The organism is Nocardioides pollutisoli (genome assembly GCF_040045055.1).
Taxonomy (GTDB): domain Bacteria; phylum Actinomycetota; class Actinomycetes; order Propionibacteriales; family Nocardioidaceae; genus Nocardioides; species Nocardioides tweenelious.
Genome location: NZ_JBDZDU010000001.1, coordinates 1,437,548 through 1,452,179 on the forward strand (window position 1 = coordinate 1,437,548; position 14,632 = coordinate 1,452,179).

Consider the following 14,632-nt stretch of genomic DNA (forward strand, 5'->3'; position numbering starts at 1 on the left):
CCACCGCCGCACGGCGCCCGCAGCTCATGACCGGTGGAAGCCCTCGGGCACCAGCAGCGTCTCGGGGGTCAGCTCGTCGATCGACGAGAGCCCGAGACCCATGAGTGCCGAGTCGATGCCGCCGTGGAAGATGTCGAGGACGTTCTCCACGCCGGCCTGGCCGTTGGCGGCGAGACCCCACAGGTAGGCGCGGCCGATCAGCACCGCGCGGGCGCCGAGGGCGAGCGCCTTCACGACGTCCGATCCGCGTCGTACGCCGCCGTCCATCAGCACCTCGACCTGGTCACCGACAGCCTGAGCGATCGGGTGCAGCAGCCGGATCGCGGCCGGCGTGCCGTCGAGGTTGTTGCCGCCGTGGTTGGAGACCGAGATCGCCGAGACCCCGGCGTCCACCGCACGCAGCGCGTCGTCGACCCGGCCCACACCCTTGAGCACGAACGGCGTCCCGCTGAGCTCAGCCCAGGTCGACCGCATCCACGCGACGTCCTCCCAGGACGGCGGTGGCGTGGTCATCCACTCGTAGTAGGCACCGAAGAACGTCGGGGCCGGCCCGCCGTCGGGCGGGGCGAGGTTGGGCGCGGTCAGGTCGGGGATCTGGCCGGTCCTGCCGAACTGGTAGAGCCAGCGCGGCTTGGTGGCGACCTTCGGCGCCATCCGCACCATCGTCTTGAGGTCGACCCTCTCGGGGATCTCCGGGCTGCCCCAGTCACGGCCCATCGAGAAGGACCAGTCCAGGGTGGCGATCAGGCCGATCGCGCCGGCCTTGTGGGCGCGCTCCATGCGCTGCACCATCACGTCGCGGTCGCCGGTCCAGTACATCTGGAAGAACGTGCGCGGGCAGGCCTCGACGACCTCCTCGACCGGCTTCGACGCGAAGTTCGACAGACCCATCAGGGTGCCGCGCGCGTTGGCCGCGCGGGCGACGGCGACCTCACCGTCCGGATGCACGGCTTGTACGCCGGTGGGGCTGATCAGCACCGGCAGGGAGACCTCCTGGCCCAGCACCGTGCGGCTCATCGACCGCTCGGCGTGGTGGCCGGCGACGTGTGGCAGGAAGCCGAGCTCAGCGAACGCCGCCTGGTTGTCGGCGATCGTCAGCCCGCGCTCCGAACCCGCGACCAGCGCGCCGTACACCGGAGCGGGCAGCCGCTTCTGCGCACGCCGCTGGGCGACGGCCACCGACTCGAACCAGGGGTTCTGCTTCCACGGGTTCTCGAGCCACTCCGGCCGGCTCACGGAACGAACCCCGCGAGCGGGCTCTCGGCGCAGTCCGACACCGGAGGACGGGTCATCAGCTTGAGCATCACCGGCTGGTTGCGGGTCGGGTTGCTCTTGGAGTGGTCCTGCGACGCGGCCGGGATCGAGCGGGCGCCGGCCAGTGCCAGCTCGCCGTAGCCCTGCACGCACTCGGGGTCCGGGCCGTCGAGCGGGAGGCCGGTGAAGAACTTCGCGGCCATGCAGCCACCGCGGCAGGAGTCGTAGAAGTCGCACTTCGCGCAGGCGCCACCGGTCTGCGGCGACCGCAGGTCCGCGAAGAGCTCCGACGTCTGCCAGACCTCCTGGAACCCACCGTCGCGCAGCAGGTTGCCCGCCAGGAAGTTGTCGTGGATCGCGAACGGGCAGGCGTAGACGTCGCCGATCGGGTCGATCAGGCAGACCACGCGGCCGGCACCGCAGAGGTTGAGGCCGGGGAGGCTCTCGCCGAACGCGGCGAGGTGGAAGAACGAGTCGCCGGTCAGCACGTTGTCGCCGGACGCCATCAGCCAGTCGTAGAGCACCTTCTGCTGCTCCGGCAGCGGGTGCAGCTCGTCCCAGACGTCGGCGCCGCGACCGGACGGCCGCAGGCGGGTGAGCCGCAGCGTCGCGCCGTACTTGTCGGCGAGCGCCTTGAACTCGTCGAGCTGCCCGATGTTCTGGCGGGTGCAGACGACGCTGATCTTCGCGTCGCTGAAGCCGGCGTCCTGCAGGTTCTGCAGCGCCGTGATCGCCATGTCGTAGGAGCCGGGGCCGCGGACGTAGTCGTTGACCTCGGCGGTCGCGCCGTCCAGCGAGATCTGCACGTCGACGTAGCCCGCACAGGCCGGACCGGCGAGGAACGCCGCGCGCTCGGCGTCGAGCCGCACGCCGTTGGTCGAGAACTTCACGCCGACCTGGTGGTTGACGGCGTACTCCAGCAGGTGCCAGAAGTCCGGTCGGATCGTCGGCTCGCCGCCGCCGATGTTGACGTAGAAGACCTGCATCCGCTGCAGCTCGTCGATGACCGCCTCGGCCTGCTCGGTCGTCAGCTCGCGCGGGTCGCGACGACCGGACGACGACAGGCAGTGGGCGCACTCGAGGTTGCAGGCGTAGGTCAGCTCCCACGTCAGGCAGATCGGTGCGTCCAGGCCGAGCTCGAAGTGCTCGATCAGCTTCATGCGGCGGCCTCCTGGCTGACGCGGATCATGTCGGAGGCCGCGAGGCCCTCGAGTGCGGAGAGGTACGACGACCAGCTGGCATCCGGGACACCGGCCGCGACGAGTGCCGACCGGACGGTGCCGTCACCGTCCGCGGCACCCAGGCCGCGGACGACCGCGACGAGCTCCGGGCGCTTCAGGAAGATCAGCTTCCGGTTGCCGAAGTGGTAGGCCAGCGCACCGAACGGCTCGGGTCGCAGGGCCACCGACGGCGACAGCGCCCAGGACTCGTCGAGGTGCATGTCAGTAGACGCCGCACATGCCGTCGATCGAGACCTCCTCGATCAGGTCCTCGCTGGTCAGCACTGCGGTGACGTCCTGCTCTACGTTCAGCTCCGGGTCCATGACAGCCTCCTGTGGGAATGTGGTGCCCGACACACTAATGGCACCGAGCGCCATAAAGATAGGTTTCCGTCCATGAGCAGTCGCGGCCGTCCGGTGGCGACCAGTCACGCTCAGATCGAGGCGGTCGCGTTCCGCCTCTTCGCCGAGCGCGGCTTCGACGCGGTCACGATGGCCGACATCGCCGCCGAGGTGGGCGTCGGACGGCGCACGCTCTTCCGCTACTTCGAGTCCAAGAACGACATCCCGTGGGGCCAGTTCGACCGGACTCTCGACGGCTTCCGGGCGATCCTGGCGGAGTCACCCGACGACCTCCCCCTCGCCGACGCCGTGCAGCGCGCCGTGCTGCGCTTCAACGAGTACCCCGCCGACTCTGACCCGCCGCACGAGCAGCGGATGCGACTGATCCTCGAGACCCCGGCCCTGCAGGCGCACTCGGTGCTGCGCTACGCCGACTGGCGTGACGTGATCGCCGAGTACGTCGCCGGCCGCCTCGGCCTGCAGGCCACGGACACCCTGCCCCGGACCGTCGGGAGCGTCTCCCTGGCGCTCGCCATCTCGGCGTACGAAGGCTGGCTGGCCGACCCGGGGAGCGACCTGCAGACCCTGCTGGAGGAGACGATGACGAGCCTGCGTGACTACCTGGCGGACTGACGCCGCTCGGCGGTGACCTGCACTTCGTCCTCGGCGACCCGGTGTCCCGCGGCGCACATCAGGACGGGTTCGACAGGGGCGCCGCAGCCCGCATGACTGGCGGTGACGCTCGACCGGGCGCCGGGCGCGTGGCGCTCACCCCAGGACAGCAGGCCGAGCACGACCGGCAGCAGCTCGTGGCCGGCCTCGGTGAGGACGTACTCGTAGCGCGTGCGCTGGCCGGGCTCCTGGTAGGGCGCCTTCTCGAGCACGCCGGCCGCGACGAGCTCCTTGAGCCGCTGGGCGGCCACGGCCTCGCTGATGCCGACGCCGCGGGCGAGGTCGTCGAACCGACGCGCGCCGTAGAACGCCTCGCGCAGCAGCAGCAACGCGGGGCGCGAGCCGATCAGCTGGACGGTGCGGTCGATCGGGCACTGGTCGCCACGCGAGCGCTCGGCGGGGACGGACAGACCGGCGGAGACCTGGACGGGCATGGGTCGACCCTACCGTCTGACTTGTGATTTCCATAGCCAGCCATCTACTCTCCTGACTATGCCGATCCAAAGTCAGCGGGTGCGGGAAGCGCTCGTCACCACCGTCCTGGTCGGGGCGACCTTCCTCGTCTCGCTCGACCTCTTCATCGTCAACGTCGCCTTCGACGAGATCGGCCACGACCTGGCCGGCGGCAGTGCGTCGCTCGCCGACCTCAGCTGGGTGCTGACGACCTACGCCGTCGTGTACGCCGCACTGCTGGTGCCGATGGGCCGCCTCACCGACCGCTACGGACGCAAGAGCGGCTTCATCGCCGGCCTGGTCGTCTTCACGCTCGCGAGCGCGGCCTGCGGCTTCGCCGGATCGGTCTGGCAGCTGGTCGGCTTCCGGGCGTTGCAGGCCATCGGCGCCGCGGCTCTGACCCCGGCCAGCCTCGGCCTGCTGCTGGCCGCCCTCCCCGAGGCCCGGCGCGCGCCGGCCGCCCGGCTCTGGGCCCTCGCCGGGGCCGTCGCCGCCGCGCTCGGCCCGGCGGTAGGCGGCGGGCTCGTGCAGATCTCGTGGCAGTGGGCCTTCTGGATCAACCTGCCCGTCGGTGTCGCGCTGATCGTCGGCGCGGCCACGCTCGTCCCGGACGTGCGCCACAACGCAGGAGCCCCGCGGCCCGACCTGGCCGGAGCCGCCCTCATCGCTATCGCTGCCGGCGCCCTGGTGCTGGGGATCGTGGAGGGCAACGACTGGGGCTGGACCAGCTCCCGGGTGCTCCTGTCCTTCGCGCTCGCCGTGACAGCGGCCGGTGCGTTCGCCTGGCGCACCACCCACCACGCGGCTCCCGTGATCGACCCGGCGCTGCTCCGGGTGCGCACCTTCCGGTGGGCCAACGCCGCGACGCTGCTGTTCAACCTCGGCTTCGGCGCCAACCTGCTCGCCGGCATCCTCTGGATGCAGCAGGTGTGGGACTACTCCGCCCTCCGCACGGGCTTCGCCGTCGCGCTCGGCCCGGTCTTCGTGCCACTCACCGCGATCATCGCCGGCCGGATCGCGCCTCGCGCACGACCCGGTCGGCTGGTCGTGATCGGCTCGACCCTCGCTGCCGTCGGCGCGCTCGTCATGGTCGCCTCGATCAGCTCGACGCCGTCGTACTGGACGACGGTCGCGCCTGGCTGGGCGATCACCGGCATCGCGGTCGGCCTGGCGCTGCCCAACCTGGTCGCCGGCGCCACCGCGTCGCTCCCGGTGACGCAGGTGTCGACCGGCAGCGGGGTCGTGACGATGTCGCGGCAGATCGGCCAGGTCCTCGGCGTGAGCCTGCTGGTCTGCGTCATCGGGGCGACGACCGACCCGGTGCCGGCGTTCCGCCACGCGTGGCTGCTGGTCGCCGTCGCCAGCGCACTGGCGGCGGTCGCGGCCGTCGGAATGGAGGCACGGACCCGGCCGACGACCGCCCAGGCGGAGAAAGTCGGACGTCCTACTATCGTCTGAGCATGCCCGCGTCACGCCTGCTGCCCTCTGACGAAGCCGTCGAACTGATCACCCTGGTCCGAGATCTCGCGACCAAGGAGCTGAGCCCTTTGGTGGCCGAGGCCGAGCGCACCGAGACCTTCCCGCGCGAGGTCTTCCGGCTGCTCGGCCGCACCGGTCTGCTGGGACTGCCCTACTCCGAGGAGTACGGCGGGGGCGGGCTGTCCTACGAGGTCTACCTGCAGGTGCTCGAGGAGATCGCCGCGGTCTGGTCGAGCGTCGGCGTCGGCGTGTCCGTGCACGCCCTGAGCTGCTTCGGGCTCGCGACAGCGGGCACCGAGGAGCAGCGGCAGCGGTGGCTCCCCGACATGCTCGGTGGCGAGATGCTCGGCGCCTACTGCCTGTCCGAGCCGCACGCAGGCTCGGACCCGGCGGCGATGACCACCCGCGCCCGGCGCGACGGCGACGACTACGTGATCAACGGCGCCAAGGCCTGGACGACGCACGGCGGCCACGCCGACTTCTACAAGGTCATGGCGCGCACCGGCGACGGTCGCAACGACATCTCGTGCTTCCTGGTCCCGGCCGACGCCGACGGACTCAGCGCCGACCCGCCCGAGCAGAAGATGGGACTCACCGGGTCCGCGACCGCGACGATGCGCTTCGACGGCGTCCGCGTCCCGGTCGAACGCCGCCTCGGCGACGAGGGCCAGGGGCTGAAGATCGCGCTCGCCGGGCTCGACGCCGGCCGCCTCGGCATCGCCGCGGTCGCGACCGGCCTCGCCCAGGGCGCTCTCGACAACGCGGTCGCCTACGCCAAGAGCCGGGAGACCTTCGGCGAGCGGATCATCGACCACCAGGGCCTCGGCTTCGTGCTCGCCGACATGGAGGCCGCGATCGAGAGCTCCCGCGCGACGCTCCTGCACGCGGCCCGACTCAAGGACCAGGGCCGGCCCTACGGGCGCGAGGCGTCGGTCGCCAAGCTGGTCGCGACCGACAACGCGATGAAGGTGACCACCGACGCCGTCCAGGTCCTCGGCGGCTACGGCTACACCCGCGACTTCCCGGTGGAGCGCTACATGCGGGAGGCCAAGGTGATGCAGATCTTCGAGGGCACCAACCAGATCCAGCGGATGGTCATCGCCCGGTCCCTCGACCGCGGTGGCGCGGGCGCACTCTCCCGCGTCTCGTCGGACTGAGTTCCATCGCTCCTCTTGACCGGTAAAGCACTGTCCCGTACTATACCGGTACAGACCCGAGGAGGAACCATGTCTGACCCGATGGTCGCCGGTCTGGCCGTACGCCTGACCGAGGACCAGTTCACCAGCGTCCACCCGGACGCCCCCGCCGTGCCCGAGCGGGTACGGCGCACCCCCGCCACCGACCTGCGCCTGCGCCTGGCGAGCAACCTGCGCGCCGTCGCCGGCTGGGTGGAGCCGGCACCACGCCGTACCTGCCAGCCCGGCTGAGCGAGTGCCGCTGGGAGGGACCCGCGATACTGGGTCTGCCATGGCCAAGGTGACCCTCCAGTCGATCGCGGACCGCGTCGGCGTGAGCCGGATGACGGTGTCGAACGCGTTCTCGCGCCCCGACCAGCTCTCGGCCGAGCTCCGGGAGCGGATCCTCGCCGCGGCTGCCGAACTGGGGTACGTCGGACCCGACCCGGCCGCTCGCGCGCTGGCCCGGGGCCGCACCGGCTCGGTCGGCCTGCTGATCAACGGCAGCCTCAGCGAGGCGTTCGAGGACGCCGTGTCCGCGGCGTTCCTCGCCTCGGTCTCCGACGAGCTCGCCGACCGCGGGCTGGCCCTGACCCTGATGCCCGCGTCATCCGACGAGCGGTTCGTGCCCTCCCGCGACGTCGCGGTGGACGGGGCGCTCGTCTACATCTGCGACCCCACCTCGTCCGACATCGACTGGCTCGAGCGTCGTGGCGTGCCCATGGTCGTGGTCGACCACAACGTGCGCGAGGGCGTCGCGTCGGTCAACGTCGACGACCGCGGGGGCGCCCGGGCCGCGGCCCAGCACCTGGTCGACCTCGGCCACCGGCGGATCGGCATCGTGACCCTCGAGACCGAGCCCGACGCGGTCAACCACCCCGCGCGCGAGCGGATGCTCGGCTGGCACGACGCCCTCGACCCGGCCGGCATCGAGCCGACGGTCGTCACCACGCCGTACACCCCCGCCGGCGCCGCCGAGGACGTCGCCCGCACCCTGCTCGACCGCGACGACCGGCCGACCGCGGTCGTCTGCTTCTCCGACGCCTTCGCGATCGCGACGATCCGGGCCGCCGAGTCGCTCGGCCTGACCGTGCCCGACGACCTCTCGGTCGTCGGCTTCGACGACAGCGTCCTCGCCGCCGCCAGCCGACCGCCGCTGACGACGGTCCACCAGGAGGTGGCCGCCAAGGGTCGCGCCGCGGTGGCGTCGATCGTCGGGCTGATGGCGAGCACCCCGCAGGAGCCGGTGCTGCTCCCGACGGAGCTCATCGTCCGCGGCAGCAGCGCCGCGCCGCCCGGCTGAGCCTCAGGTCGCGATGAAGAGGATCTCGTCGCGACCGTAGGACATGCCGGGGTGCTCCGCGGCGAGGTGCTGCTGGGTCAGGTCGACGAGCTCGTCCTCGTCGGTGGCCTTGATCGTCTCGCCGCAGGGGCAGGTCAGCCGGGTCTTCATGGGGCCAGCCTAGGACCGGCCGCCCAGCACTCGGGCCGACACCGCGACGAGGCTCTCGGCTAGCTCGGCGGCACTCGGCCGCTCCGGCCCGTCCTCCTGCAGCAGCCAGGCCCGGACCGCGCCGAGGAACCCGGCGGCGGCGTACCTCACCACCGGTGCGCTCGCGCCGGGCACGCGCCGCGCGAGCTGCGTGGCCAGCCACGACTCGACGGCGTCGCGTGACGCGGAGAAGGCCGTGCCGCTGCCGATCGTGCGCTGCCACGTCGCCCGCTCGGCGTCGAGCTCCTCGAGCCACGCGAGCAGCAGGCGGTACGACCCCTCGGGCCCGTCGCAATCGGGAAGCTCCGCCCGGATCCGCCGGAAGCGGTCCTCGATGCCGGCGACCGCGACCTCGTCGAGGTCGCCGAAGTGCTGGTAGAAGGTCGGCCGGCTGACCCCGGCCTCGGTGCACAGGGCCGACACGGAGATCTCGCGAGGGTCGCGATCGCGCAGGAGCACGCGGAGCGCGTCGGTCAGCTGGGCGCGGCTGCGCTCTGCTCGTGGGTCGTGACGGGTATCTGGCACGACGGACGGCCCTCCTCCCGATGAGTTCGCTGCGTGTGACGGGTCAGACCCCAGTGTGAAGTGGCGTCTCGATCGACGCTAATTTACAGTTGTAAGAGACGAGAGGACAGGTGGAACATGGCGGCGAGCACGGTCGCACCGACCGCGTCCCGTCGTACCGCCACACCGGAGGTCCTGCGCGAGGTCGCCCAGATCCTCGGGGCGTTCCTGCTCTACAACCTCGGCCGGATGCTCGCGACCCACGAGCTCGGTCGCGCCGACGCCCATGCTCGCGACGTGGTCGACGTCGAGCGCTGGCTCCGCCTCCCCGCCGAGGCCACCCTCCAGACCTGGGCCCTCGGCCACGAGTGGATGGTCGACATCGCCAACCGCTACTACGTGTCGGTGCACTTCCCGCTCACGATCGCGGTGCTGGTCTGGCTCTTCCGCTACCGCCGCCCGACCTACCACTGGGCGAAGCGAGCGCTGCTCGGCGCGACCGCCGTGGCCCTGGTCTTCACCGTGCTGATGCCGGTGACGCCGCCGCGGCTGCTGTCGTCGCTCGGGATGGTCGACACCGGCCACGCAGGCGGCATCTCGATCTACCAGGCGCCGGTGCTCGGGAGCATGTCCAACGAGTACGCCGCGATGCCGAGCCTCCACGTCGGCTGGGCGCTGCTCATCGCGGTCGTCCTTATCTCCGCCTGCCGCACCCGCTGGCGCTGGCTGTGGCTGCTGCACCCGGCGGCGACGGTCTTCGTCGTCGTCAGCACCGCCAACCACTACTGGCTCGACGGCATCGCCGGCTCGGTCCTGGTGCTCGCGGCGTTGTGGCTGACCCGGCCGGGCACTACGTTCCCGACATGGCACACGTCGACCGCGCCGGACTCCTCGCGGGCTCCATCCGACTCGCTTCAGGAGTCTCGTTCCTGATCTCCCCGGTCAAGGCCAACCGGTTCTGGGGCGACAAGGAGGAACCGGTCCCGACGACCCGGCTGCTGCTGCGGTCGATGGGCTACCGCGACGCACTCATCGGCGGCGCACTCGTCACCACCGCGTTGACCGGTCGCGACACCCGGCGGTGGTTCCTCGCCTCGGGCGGGGCGGACGCGTCCGACCTGCTCGGCGGCCTGGCCGTCCACGACCAGATGTCGGCGTCCCAGAAGGCGATCGGCCTCGGCGGCGCGGTCGTCGGGATCGGCGTCGGCCTGTGGGGCGCGACCCGCAGACGGCGCTGAGGCCTCAGACGCCCGCGGTCGCGTCGACCCGCGGCTCGGCGGGCTCCGCGCTCGGCGTACGACGCCCGAGGAGCAGCAGCAGGAAGCCGATCAGCAGCACCGGGATGCCCACGGCCAGGCCCACGATCGGCACCACGGTCTCGAGCAGGTGGAGCTGCGCGAGGTTGTCGTTGGTGTCGTCGACGTTGGTCTGGATCTGGTCGTCGGTGAAGGCCAGGTCGAGGTCGAGGATCTTGCCGATGCCGTCGGCGACCCGCTCCTGGTGGATCACCTGGTTGATGATCGTGCCGGTCACCGGCTCGATGTAGTAGTCCGTCACCGCCTCGTACGAGCCCGGGACGCCGTCGAGCACCTCGACGCCGTCCTCGGACACCGTCGCCCGGTAGACGTAGGTCTCGATGCCGTCGATGTCCTGGGTGCTCTCGTAGGTCGCGTCGACCGCGTGCCCGACCAGGCCGTCCCACACGGGGTAGGTCTTCTTCTCCGCGCCGAAGGGCCACTTGTTCTGCAGGCCCTCCTCGGGGGTCGCACTGTCCGGGAGACCGGCCGCGTCGTTGGCGGTGAGACCGGTGTGCCGGTCAGTTGCGAAGACGTCGGTCTCGGCGCTGATCAGCCGACCCTGCGGGTCGTCGGCGTCGACGCAGCCGTCGATGTCGCCCTCGTCGCGCACCAGGCAGAGGGAGCTGCCCCACACCACGTCCGTGTCGTCCGACGCGTCGGCGTCGGCCTTGTTGGTGCTGTAGCCGAGCACGTCGGTGTCCTGGAGCTTCAGGTCGGCGCCGCCCGCGACCTGGGCGTGCCCGGAGAGGTACGTCGTGTTGTCGGTGTCGAGCGGCGTCCGCTCGACCTGTCCCGGCGCCCACACGAGGGCCACGATCCCGACGACGATGAGGAACCCGCCGACGGTGGTGAGGGACAGGGCAAGTGCTCGACGCATGGGTGACCGCTTCCGACTTCTGTGCTCGCGGGCCGAGGGGCCCGCCTACCGGCCGGTAGCGTACGTGGGTCGCCGACCTCGCGGACTCACTGCGTCCGAAATCACACGGCATGCCCGCGCCGCAGCCCGCACGCCGTGGACGGCAGCGCCGTGAGCGCGGCGGCAGCGAAGGCGACGCTCAATCCGGTGGCGTCCGCGATCGTGCCAGCGACCGCTGACCCGACCGCCTGACCGAGGGTGAGAGCCACGAAGAGGAGAGCGGTGCCTGCCGCCGCGCGGTCGGGCAGCAGCTCCGCCGCCCACGCGATCAGCGCCGAGGTCGCGGCGACGAAGGCCCATCCGAAGAGCAGGCAGGCGGCGATCCCGCCCACTGCCCCGCCGGCAACGACGGCCAGAGCGCCGACGGAGAGAGCGACCCCGGAGGTGGTGAGCACCCAGGCGCGGGCCGGTCGGAGCCGGCTCAGCACGCGCGCGGTCACCACGGTCGCCGCGCCACCGACACCGAGGCCGATCCACGCCAGGGTCGCGGTGCCGGCGCCGACGCCTTCGGCGACGAGCTGGGTCCGCCCGTAGGTCCACACGGCCGCCGAGGACGCACCGAGCAGCACCGCACCGACCGCCGGCGTGGCCAGGACGGGCATCCTGCGCCAGGACGACGCCGTCTGGTCGGCCGAGCGCGCAGCCGGCCCCGTGGATCGACGGCTCAGCAACAGGACCGCGGCGCCGACGGCCGCCGTCACCACCGCGGCGATGACGAACCCGAGCCGCCAATCGGGCAGCAGGGCGAGGGCGAGCAGCCCGGCGAGCACCAGGCCAGGGCCGGTGCCGGAGTTGACCACCGCCTGCGCGCGGTCCCGGCCCTGCTCGGCGACGTTGCGCGCCACGACGCCGACCAGGCCGGGCGACGCCAACCCAGCACCGACCGATCCGATGATCGCGGCCGGGACGAACGCCGCCGCGCTCGGCGCCAGCGCCATGCCGAGTGCACCCGACGAACCGGTCCCGGCGGCGGCGAGCACCAGCAGTCGCGGTCGAGAGTCGCCCACCAGGCCGACGAGCGCGCCGGCACAGTAGGCGATCGAGGCACCGGACGAGATGTAGCCCGCCGCCGCCGGGCCCAGGTCCAGCGATGCCTGGATGTCGGAGAGGTAGAGCCCGTAGGCCAGTCGGACCAGTCCATAGGTCGCGGCGATCAGCCCGGTCCCGGCGAGGACGAGCCCGAGCTCGTGGGCATTCTCAAACGATAACGGCCGTTTCACTTTCCCGAGTCTAGGCTGTCGACGTGGTCACCCGCCCGAGCACCGAGGCGCGGCTCCTCGACGCCGCCGACGAGCTGCTCTTCACCCACGGCGTGGCGACGACACCGGTGGACGCGATCCTCGAGCGAGCCGGCGCCTCGCCCGCGACCCTCTACCGCGCCTACGGGAGCAAGGACGGCCTGGTCGCCGCGGCACTCGAGCGACGACAGCGTTCCTGGATGAGGGTCTGGGAGGACTACGTCGAGCGGGCGCCGGACGAGCGGGCGAGGCTGCTCGCCGTCTTCGACGCCCTCGACCACTTCCGCGGCCGCCCAGACGGCGCCCGCTGGTGCGCCTTCCTCGGCACCGCGGCCGAGTACGCCGACCCGCCTCCGGTCGTCGCCGCCGCCGTGCAGCAGGACACGGACGACTTGCGCACGCGCCTCACCGAGCTGGCCGCACCGGTGGTCGGCAGCCGCCGGGCCGAGGGCCTGGCCGAGTCGCTGCTGCTCGTCGTCTCGGGCGACCTCGCCATGCGGCTGCGCACCGGCGGGGCGGGCGACAGCACCCTGGCCCGGTCGGTCGCGGACGCCGTGGTCGACGCCGCACTGTCCCACGGGTGACGTCCTGGAACGACGAAGCCGCAGCCAGTGACCTGGACTGCGGCTTCGAGTGCTGCGCGCCTGTAGGGATTCGAACCCCAAACCTTCTGATCCGTAGTTAGAAGGTCCGTCCGCCGTCAGACGGGACTTCTGGGCGAACATGGCGTGTGGAGTACGCAATTCGAGGCCTTTCTGGGTAGATCTGAGCAACCGACTGTGTCCAAGGTGTGTCCAAAACGAGCACGAACACACGCGTCGCAACTGGCGCCCAAGGGCGCCAACACCCTGCGGCACGCAGGTCGCCGGGCTCGGCGAGTCAGACCAGGCAACTTCATCGCTGCCGACCACGAACCGACAGATGCCCAGTCGACGAAGTGTTCGTACGCGCGCAAGCCGTTGTCGGCCGGCACCGGATGCGCAGTGGCCGCACGAGCGGGCTTCGAAGGCGCCTCGGGCAACAATGTCGAACAATTGAGGCAGGCTCCACAGTCGAGTGGCGTCCTTGTCGAAGTCCGACAGGAACGTGGACGAGAGCCGACTAGAGGCCGCGAGCTGGTCGATGTCGGCGTGCGTCGTGTGCTCGTTGATTGCTCGGTTCGCGTACGCCCATAAGCAGGCCTCGACAGCGGACAGAGGTGGCATGAGCGCGTCGATGATCTCGGCGTGAACGGCATGTAGCTTCCCTGCGATCTCGCGGTGGAGGCTTCGGGGCGAATGGCCCGCAGGCCCCAAGCGCGCTTCGCGCGCGGCCACCGCACCGGTCGACAGGCTCCCCGGAACCAGCGCACCCGCGACACTCGGGCGGGCGTGAGCGCGTCGGATTCGCAAATTGGTCACGGTCCTGGCCTCACCACCGCCGGTAGGACGCCTCACGACCATGCCACTCCGTCGTCAGCCTCGACCTCCGCTTCGACTCGTGCTTGGCTGCATGAGTCGAGGTGTTGGTACCGAGCGAGCGGCGGGGCGCCTAGCTCCAGGACTACCGCGTCGACGGCCAAGACGATGTCGATCTCAGTGCCATTGAGGCGTCGAGCGGTGCGCGCTTCACGCCCGCAGGTCGGGCATTGACTGTCGGCGTAGATCGTCCAGCCACGTCCGTCCGCGGTGCGAAGGATCTCTGCGTTCTGAACGTACTCACCGCATACGACTCGTTGCACTACGACTCGACCCGCGCCAGTGTGATCGTCGGGAGCGATGTCGTACCAGTCGCCGGCGTGTTCGAGTTCGTCGTAGAGACCCTGCAGAGCCGCTTCGCGGATCAGCCCCGACGCTTCGAGCATCTGCCGTCACATGCCGTCGTCGTGCTGGGTCGTCGCCTCGTTGACAGCTTCGGCGGCGGTACCGTCCTCGCTTCGGCCTGCGGCCGTGTCACTCTCCTCAGGACCCGTGGCTGACTCCTGCCCGTCAGGCTCGCCCGCGGTCGGCGCGAGGTCGGGCTCCGCATAGTCGTCCGGGTACAGCGGAGCCTTGCCGCTGCGCATGTCGTCGGAACCCGCAGCGGCGCCTTCGGCGAAAGCCTGAAGGACCCGGCTACCTTTCTCTCCCTCGAGATAGTCGGCGAGGAGGCCGAAATCGTCTGCACTCACTGTGAGTGCGGCACCATGAAGGTGCTGCAATACATACGGACTGTAAGCAGGTTCGGCGCCGCCCTTGGTCATCGAGTGATCGAGCAGACTCCGGAGCACTCCGTGAGGGTGCCCGTTGGCCCGCAGCCGAGCCCTATCTTCTGGTTTCAGACCCCATCCGAGGTCCTCATCGGGGTCGAACGCTCCCGCCAGGAACTTCGTCTCATCCCACTGAATCCATGAGATGTGGTGCCACGCGAGACGGTCGCCGGAGCGATCGGTGTTGTTGATCTGGGTGATCGTCTGCCCGTCGGCGAGGCTCATCCGACGGCGGACGGTGGCTCCTGGAAAGTGCAGCGTGAGGGTTCCGGTGATGCACTCGGAGAGTGGGACCGGCTTGTGGATGGCGTCGGACTGATCGGCAGTCATGGCTGGCTCCGGGATTCTCGGGTCCTCGGGCA

At 71.0% G+C, this 14,632-nt stretch carries 19 protein-coding genes; 8 read left to right on the forward strand and 11 right to left on the reverse strand.

Annotated features, from left to right (window positions below):
- Nucleotides 1-24: 24 nt before the first annotated feature.
- From mftD to mftA, 4 genes are read right to left on the reverse strand one after another with little or no spacing between them, the layout of a single operon-like run.
- Nucleotides 25-1,236 (reverse strand): pre-mycofactocin synthase MftD, encoded by a 1,212-nt coding sequence (gene mftD / locus ABLE68_RS07065; protein WP_348870607.1) that lies wholly within the window; start codon nucleotides 1,234-1,236, stop codon nucleotides 25-27.
- Complete coding sequence (gene mftC / locus ABLE68_RS07070; RefSeq protein WP_348870608.1) at nucleotides 1,233-2,414, reverse strand: mycofactocin radical SAM maturase; 1,182 nt, start codon at nucleotides 2,412-2,414, stop codon at nucleotides 1,233-1,235. The genes mftD and mftC overlap by 4 nt, the downstream gene beginning before the upstream one ends.
- Nucleotides 2,411-2,695, reverse strand: coding sequence for a mycofactocin biosynthesis chaperone MftB (mftB, locus tag ABLE68_RS07075; protein ID WP_348870609.1), 285 nt, complete (start codon nucleotides 2,693-2,695; stop codon nucleotides 2,411-2,413). The genes mftC and mftB overlap by 4 nt, the downstream gene beginning before the upstream one ends.
- 1 nt (nucleotide 2,696) lies before the next feature.
- Nucleotides 2,697-2,798, reverse strand: a complete 102-nt coding sequence (gene mftA / locus ABLE68_RS07080; RefSeq protein WP_348870610.1) for a mycofactocin precursor MftA — start codon at nucleotides 2,796-2,798, stop codon at nucleotides 2,697-2,699.
- A gap of 72 nt (nucleotides 2,799-2,870) precedes the next feature.
- On the opposite strand from mftA, the gene mftR reads away from it, so the two are divergent.
- Entirely contained in the window at nucleotides 2,871-3,449 is a 579-nt protein-coding gene (mftR, locus tag ABLE68_RS07085; RefSeq protein WP_348870611.1) for a mycofactocin system transcriptional regulator, read from the forward strand.
- On the opposite strand, the gene ABLE68_RS07090 is transcribed toward mftR, so the two are convergent.
- A complete protein-coding gene (locus tag ABLE68_RS07090; protein WP_348870612.1) occupies nucleotides 3,434-3,922 on the reverse strand; it encodes a winged helix-turn-helix transcriptional regulator in 489 nt (162 codons plus the stop codon). The genes mftR and ABLE68_RS07090 overlap by 16 nt on opposite strands.
- A gap of 58 nt (nucleotides 3,923-3,980) precedes the next feature.
- Between ABLE68_RS07090 and ABLE68_RS07095 the strand changes: the two genes are divergently transcribed.
- The 4 genes from ABLE68_RS07095 (at nucleotide 3,981) to ABLE68_RS07110 (ending at nucleotide 7,898) form a co-directional block, all read left to right on the forward strand.
- A complete protein-coding gene (locus tag ABLE68_RS07095; protein ID WP_348870613.1) occupies nucleotides 3,981-5,399 on the forward strand; it encodes an MFS transporter in 1,419 nt (472 codons plus the stop codon).
- A 2-nt stretch (nucleotides 5,400-5,401) separates the two neighbouring features.
- Nucleotides 5,402-6,577 carry an acyl-CoA dehydrogenase family protein gene (locus tag ABLE68_RS07100; protein WP_348870614.1) on the forward strand — a complete coding sequence of 392 codons (1,176 nt, stop codon included), beginning with the start codon at nucleotides 5,402-5,404 and terminating at the stop codon, nucleotides 6,575-6,577.
- Between the two features lie 69 nt (nucleotides 6,578-6,646).
- A complete protein-coding gene (locus ABLE68_RS07105) occupies nucleotides 6,647-6,847 on the forward strand; it encodes a hypothetical protein (RefSeq protein WP_348870615.1) in 201 nt (66 codons plus the stop codon).
- 40 nt (nucleotides 6,848-6,887) lie between these two features.
- Nucleotides 6,888-7,898 (forward strand): LacI family DNA-binding transcriptional regulator, encoded by a 1,011-nt coding sequence (locus ABLE68_RS07110; protein ID WP_348870616.1) that lies wholly within the window; start codon nucleotides 6,888-6,890, stop codon nucleotides 7,896-7,898.
- A gap of 3 nt (nucleotides 7,899-7,901) precedes the next feature.
- Here ABLE68_RS07110 and ABLE68_RS07115 read toward each other — a convergent pair whose 3' ends face one another.
- Together ABLE68_RS07115 and ABLE68_RS07120 are read right to left on the reverse strand one after the other, a co-directional pair.
- Nucleotides 7,902-8,048 carry a hypothetical protein gene (locus tag ABLE68_RS07115; RefSeq protein WP_348870617.1) on the reverse strand — a complete coding sequence of 49 codons (147 nt, stop codon included), beginning with the start codon at nucleotides 8,046-8,048 and terminating at the stop codon, nucleotides 7,902-7,904.
- A gap of 9 nt (nucleotides 8,049-8,057) precedes the next feature.
- Nucleotides 8,058-8,612 (reverse strand): TetR/AcrR family transcriptional regulator, encoded by a 555-nt coding sequence (locus ABLE68_RS07120; protein WP_348870618.1) that lies wholly within the window; start codon nucleotides 8,610-8,612, stop codon nucleotides 8,058-8,060.
- 117 nt (nucleotides 8,613-8,729) lie between these two features.
- Between ABLE68_RS07120 and ABLE68_RS07125 the strand changes: the two genes are divergently transcribed.
- Both ABLE68_RS07125 and ABLE68_RS07130 read left to right on the forward strand, forming a co-directional pair.
- Nucleotides 8,730-9,524: a phosphatase PAP2 family protein gene (locus tag ABLE68_RS07125; protein ID WP_348870619.1), complete on the forward strand. Its 795-nt coding sequence runs from the start codon at nucleotides 8,730-8,732 to the stop codon at nucleotides 9,522-9,524.
- Nucleotides 9,455-9,829 (forward strand): DUF4267 domain-containing protein, encoded by a 375-nt coding sequence (locus ABLE68_RS07130; protein WP_348870620.1) that lies wholly within the window; start codon nucleotides 9,455-9,457, stop codon nucleotides 9,827-9,829. Before ABLE68_RS07125 ends, ABLE68_RS07130 begins: the two co-directional genes overlap by 70 nt.
- Nucleotides 9,830-9,833: 4 nt before the next feature.
- Here the strand turns inward: ABLE68_RS07130 and ABLE68_RS07135 are convergent, their stop codons facing one another.
- Together ABLE68_RS07135 and ABLE68_RS07140 are read right to left on the reverse strand one after the other, a co-directional pair.
- The gene (locus tag ABLE68_RS07135; RefSeq protein ID WP_348870621.1) at nucleotides 9,834-10,766 is read right to left on the reverse strand and encodes a PorA family protein; all 933 of its coding nucleotides are present in this window, start codon (nucleotides 10,764-10,766) and stop codon (nucleotides 9,834-9,836) included.
- A gap of 101 nt (nucleotides 10,767-10,867) precedes the next feature.
- Nucleotides 10,868-12,025: an MFS transporter gene (locus ABLE68_RS07140; RefSeq protein WP_348870622.1), complete on the reverse strand. Its 1,158-nt coding sequence runs from the start codon at nucleotides 12,023-12,025 to the stop codon at nucleotides 10,868-10,870.
- Between the two features lie 23 nt (nucleotides 12,026-12,048).
- Between ABLE68_RS07140 and ABLE68_RS07145 the strand changes: the two genes are divergently transcribed.
- Nucleotides 12,049-12,627, forward strand: coding sequence for a TetR/AcrR family transcriptional regulator (locus ABLE68_RS07145; RefSeq protein ID WP_348870623.1), 579 nt, complete (start codon nucleotides 12,049-12,051; stop codon nucleotides 12,625-12,627).
- Nucleotides 12,628-13,475: 848 nt separating this feature from the next.
- On the opposite strand, the gene ABLE68_RS07150 is transcribed toward ABLE68_RS07145, so the two are convergent.
- Both ABLE68_RS07150 and ABLE68_RS07155 read right to left on the reverse strand, forming a co-directional pair.
- On the reverse strand, nucleotides 13,476-13,886 hold the full coding sequence (locus tag ABLE68_RS07150; RefSeq protein WP_348870624.1) for a hypothetical protein: 411 nt from the start codon (nucleotides 13,884-13,886) through the stop codon (nucleotides 13,476-13,478).
- Between the two features lie 6 nt (nucleotides 13,887-13,892).
- A complete protein-coding gene (locus ABLE68_RS07155; RefSeq protein ID WP_348870625.1) occupies nucleotides 13,893-14,600 on the reverse strand; it encodes a hypothetical protein in 708 nt (235 codons plus the stop codon).
- Between the last annotated feature and the right edge of the window lie 32 nt (nucleotides 14,601-14,632).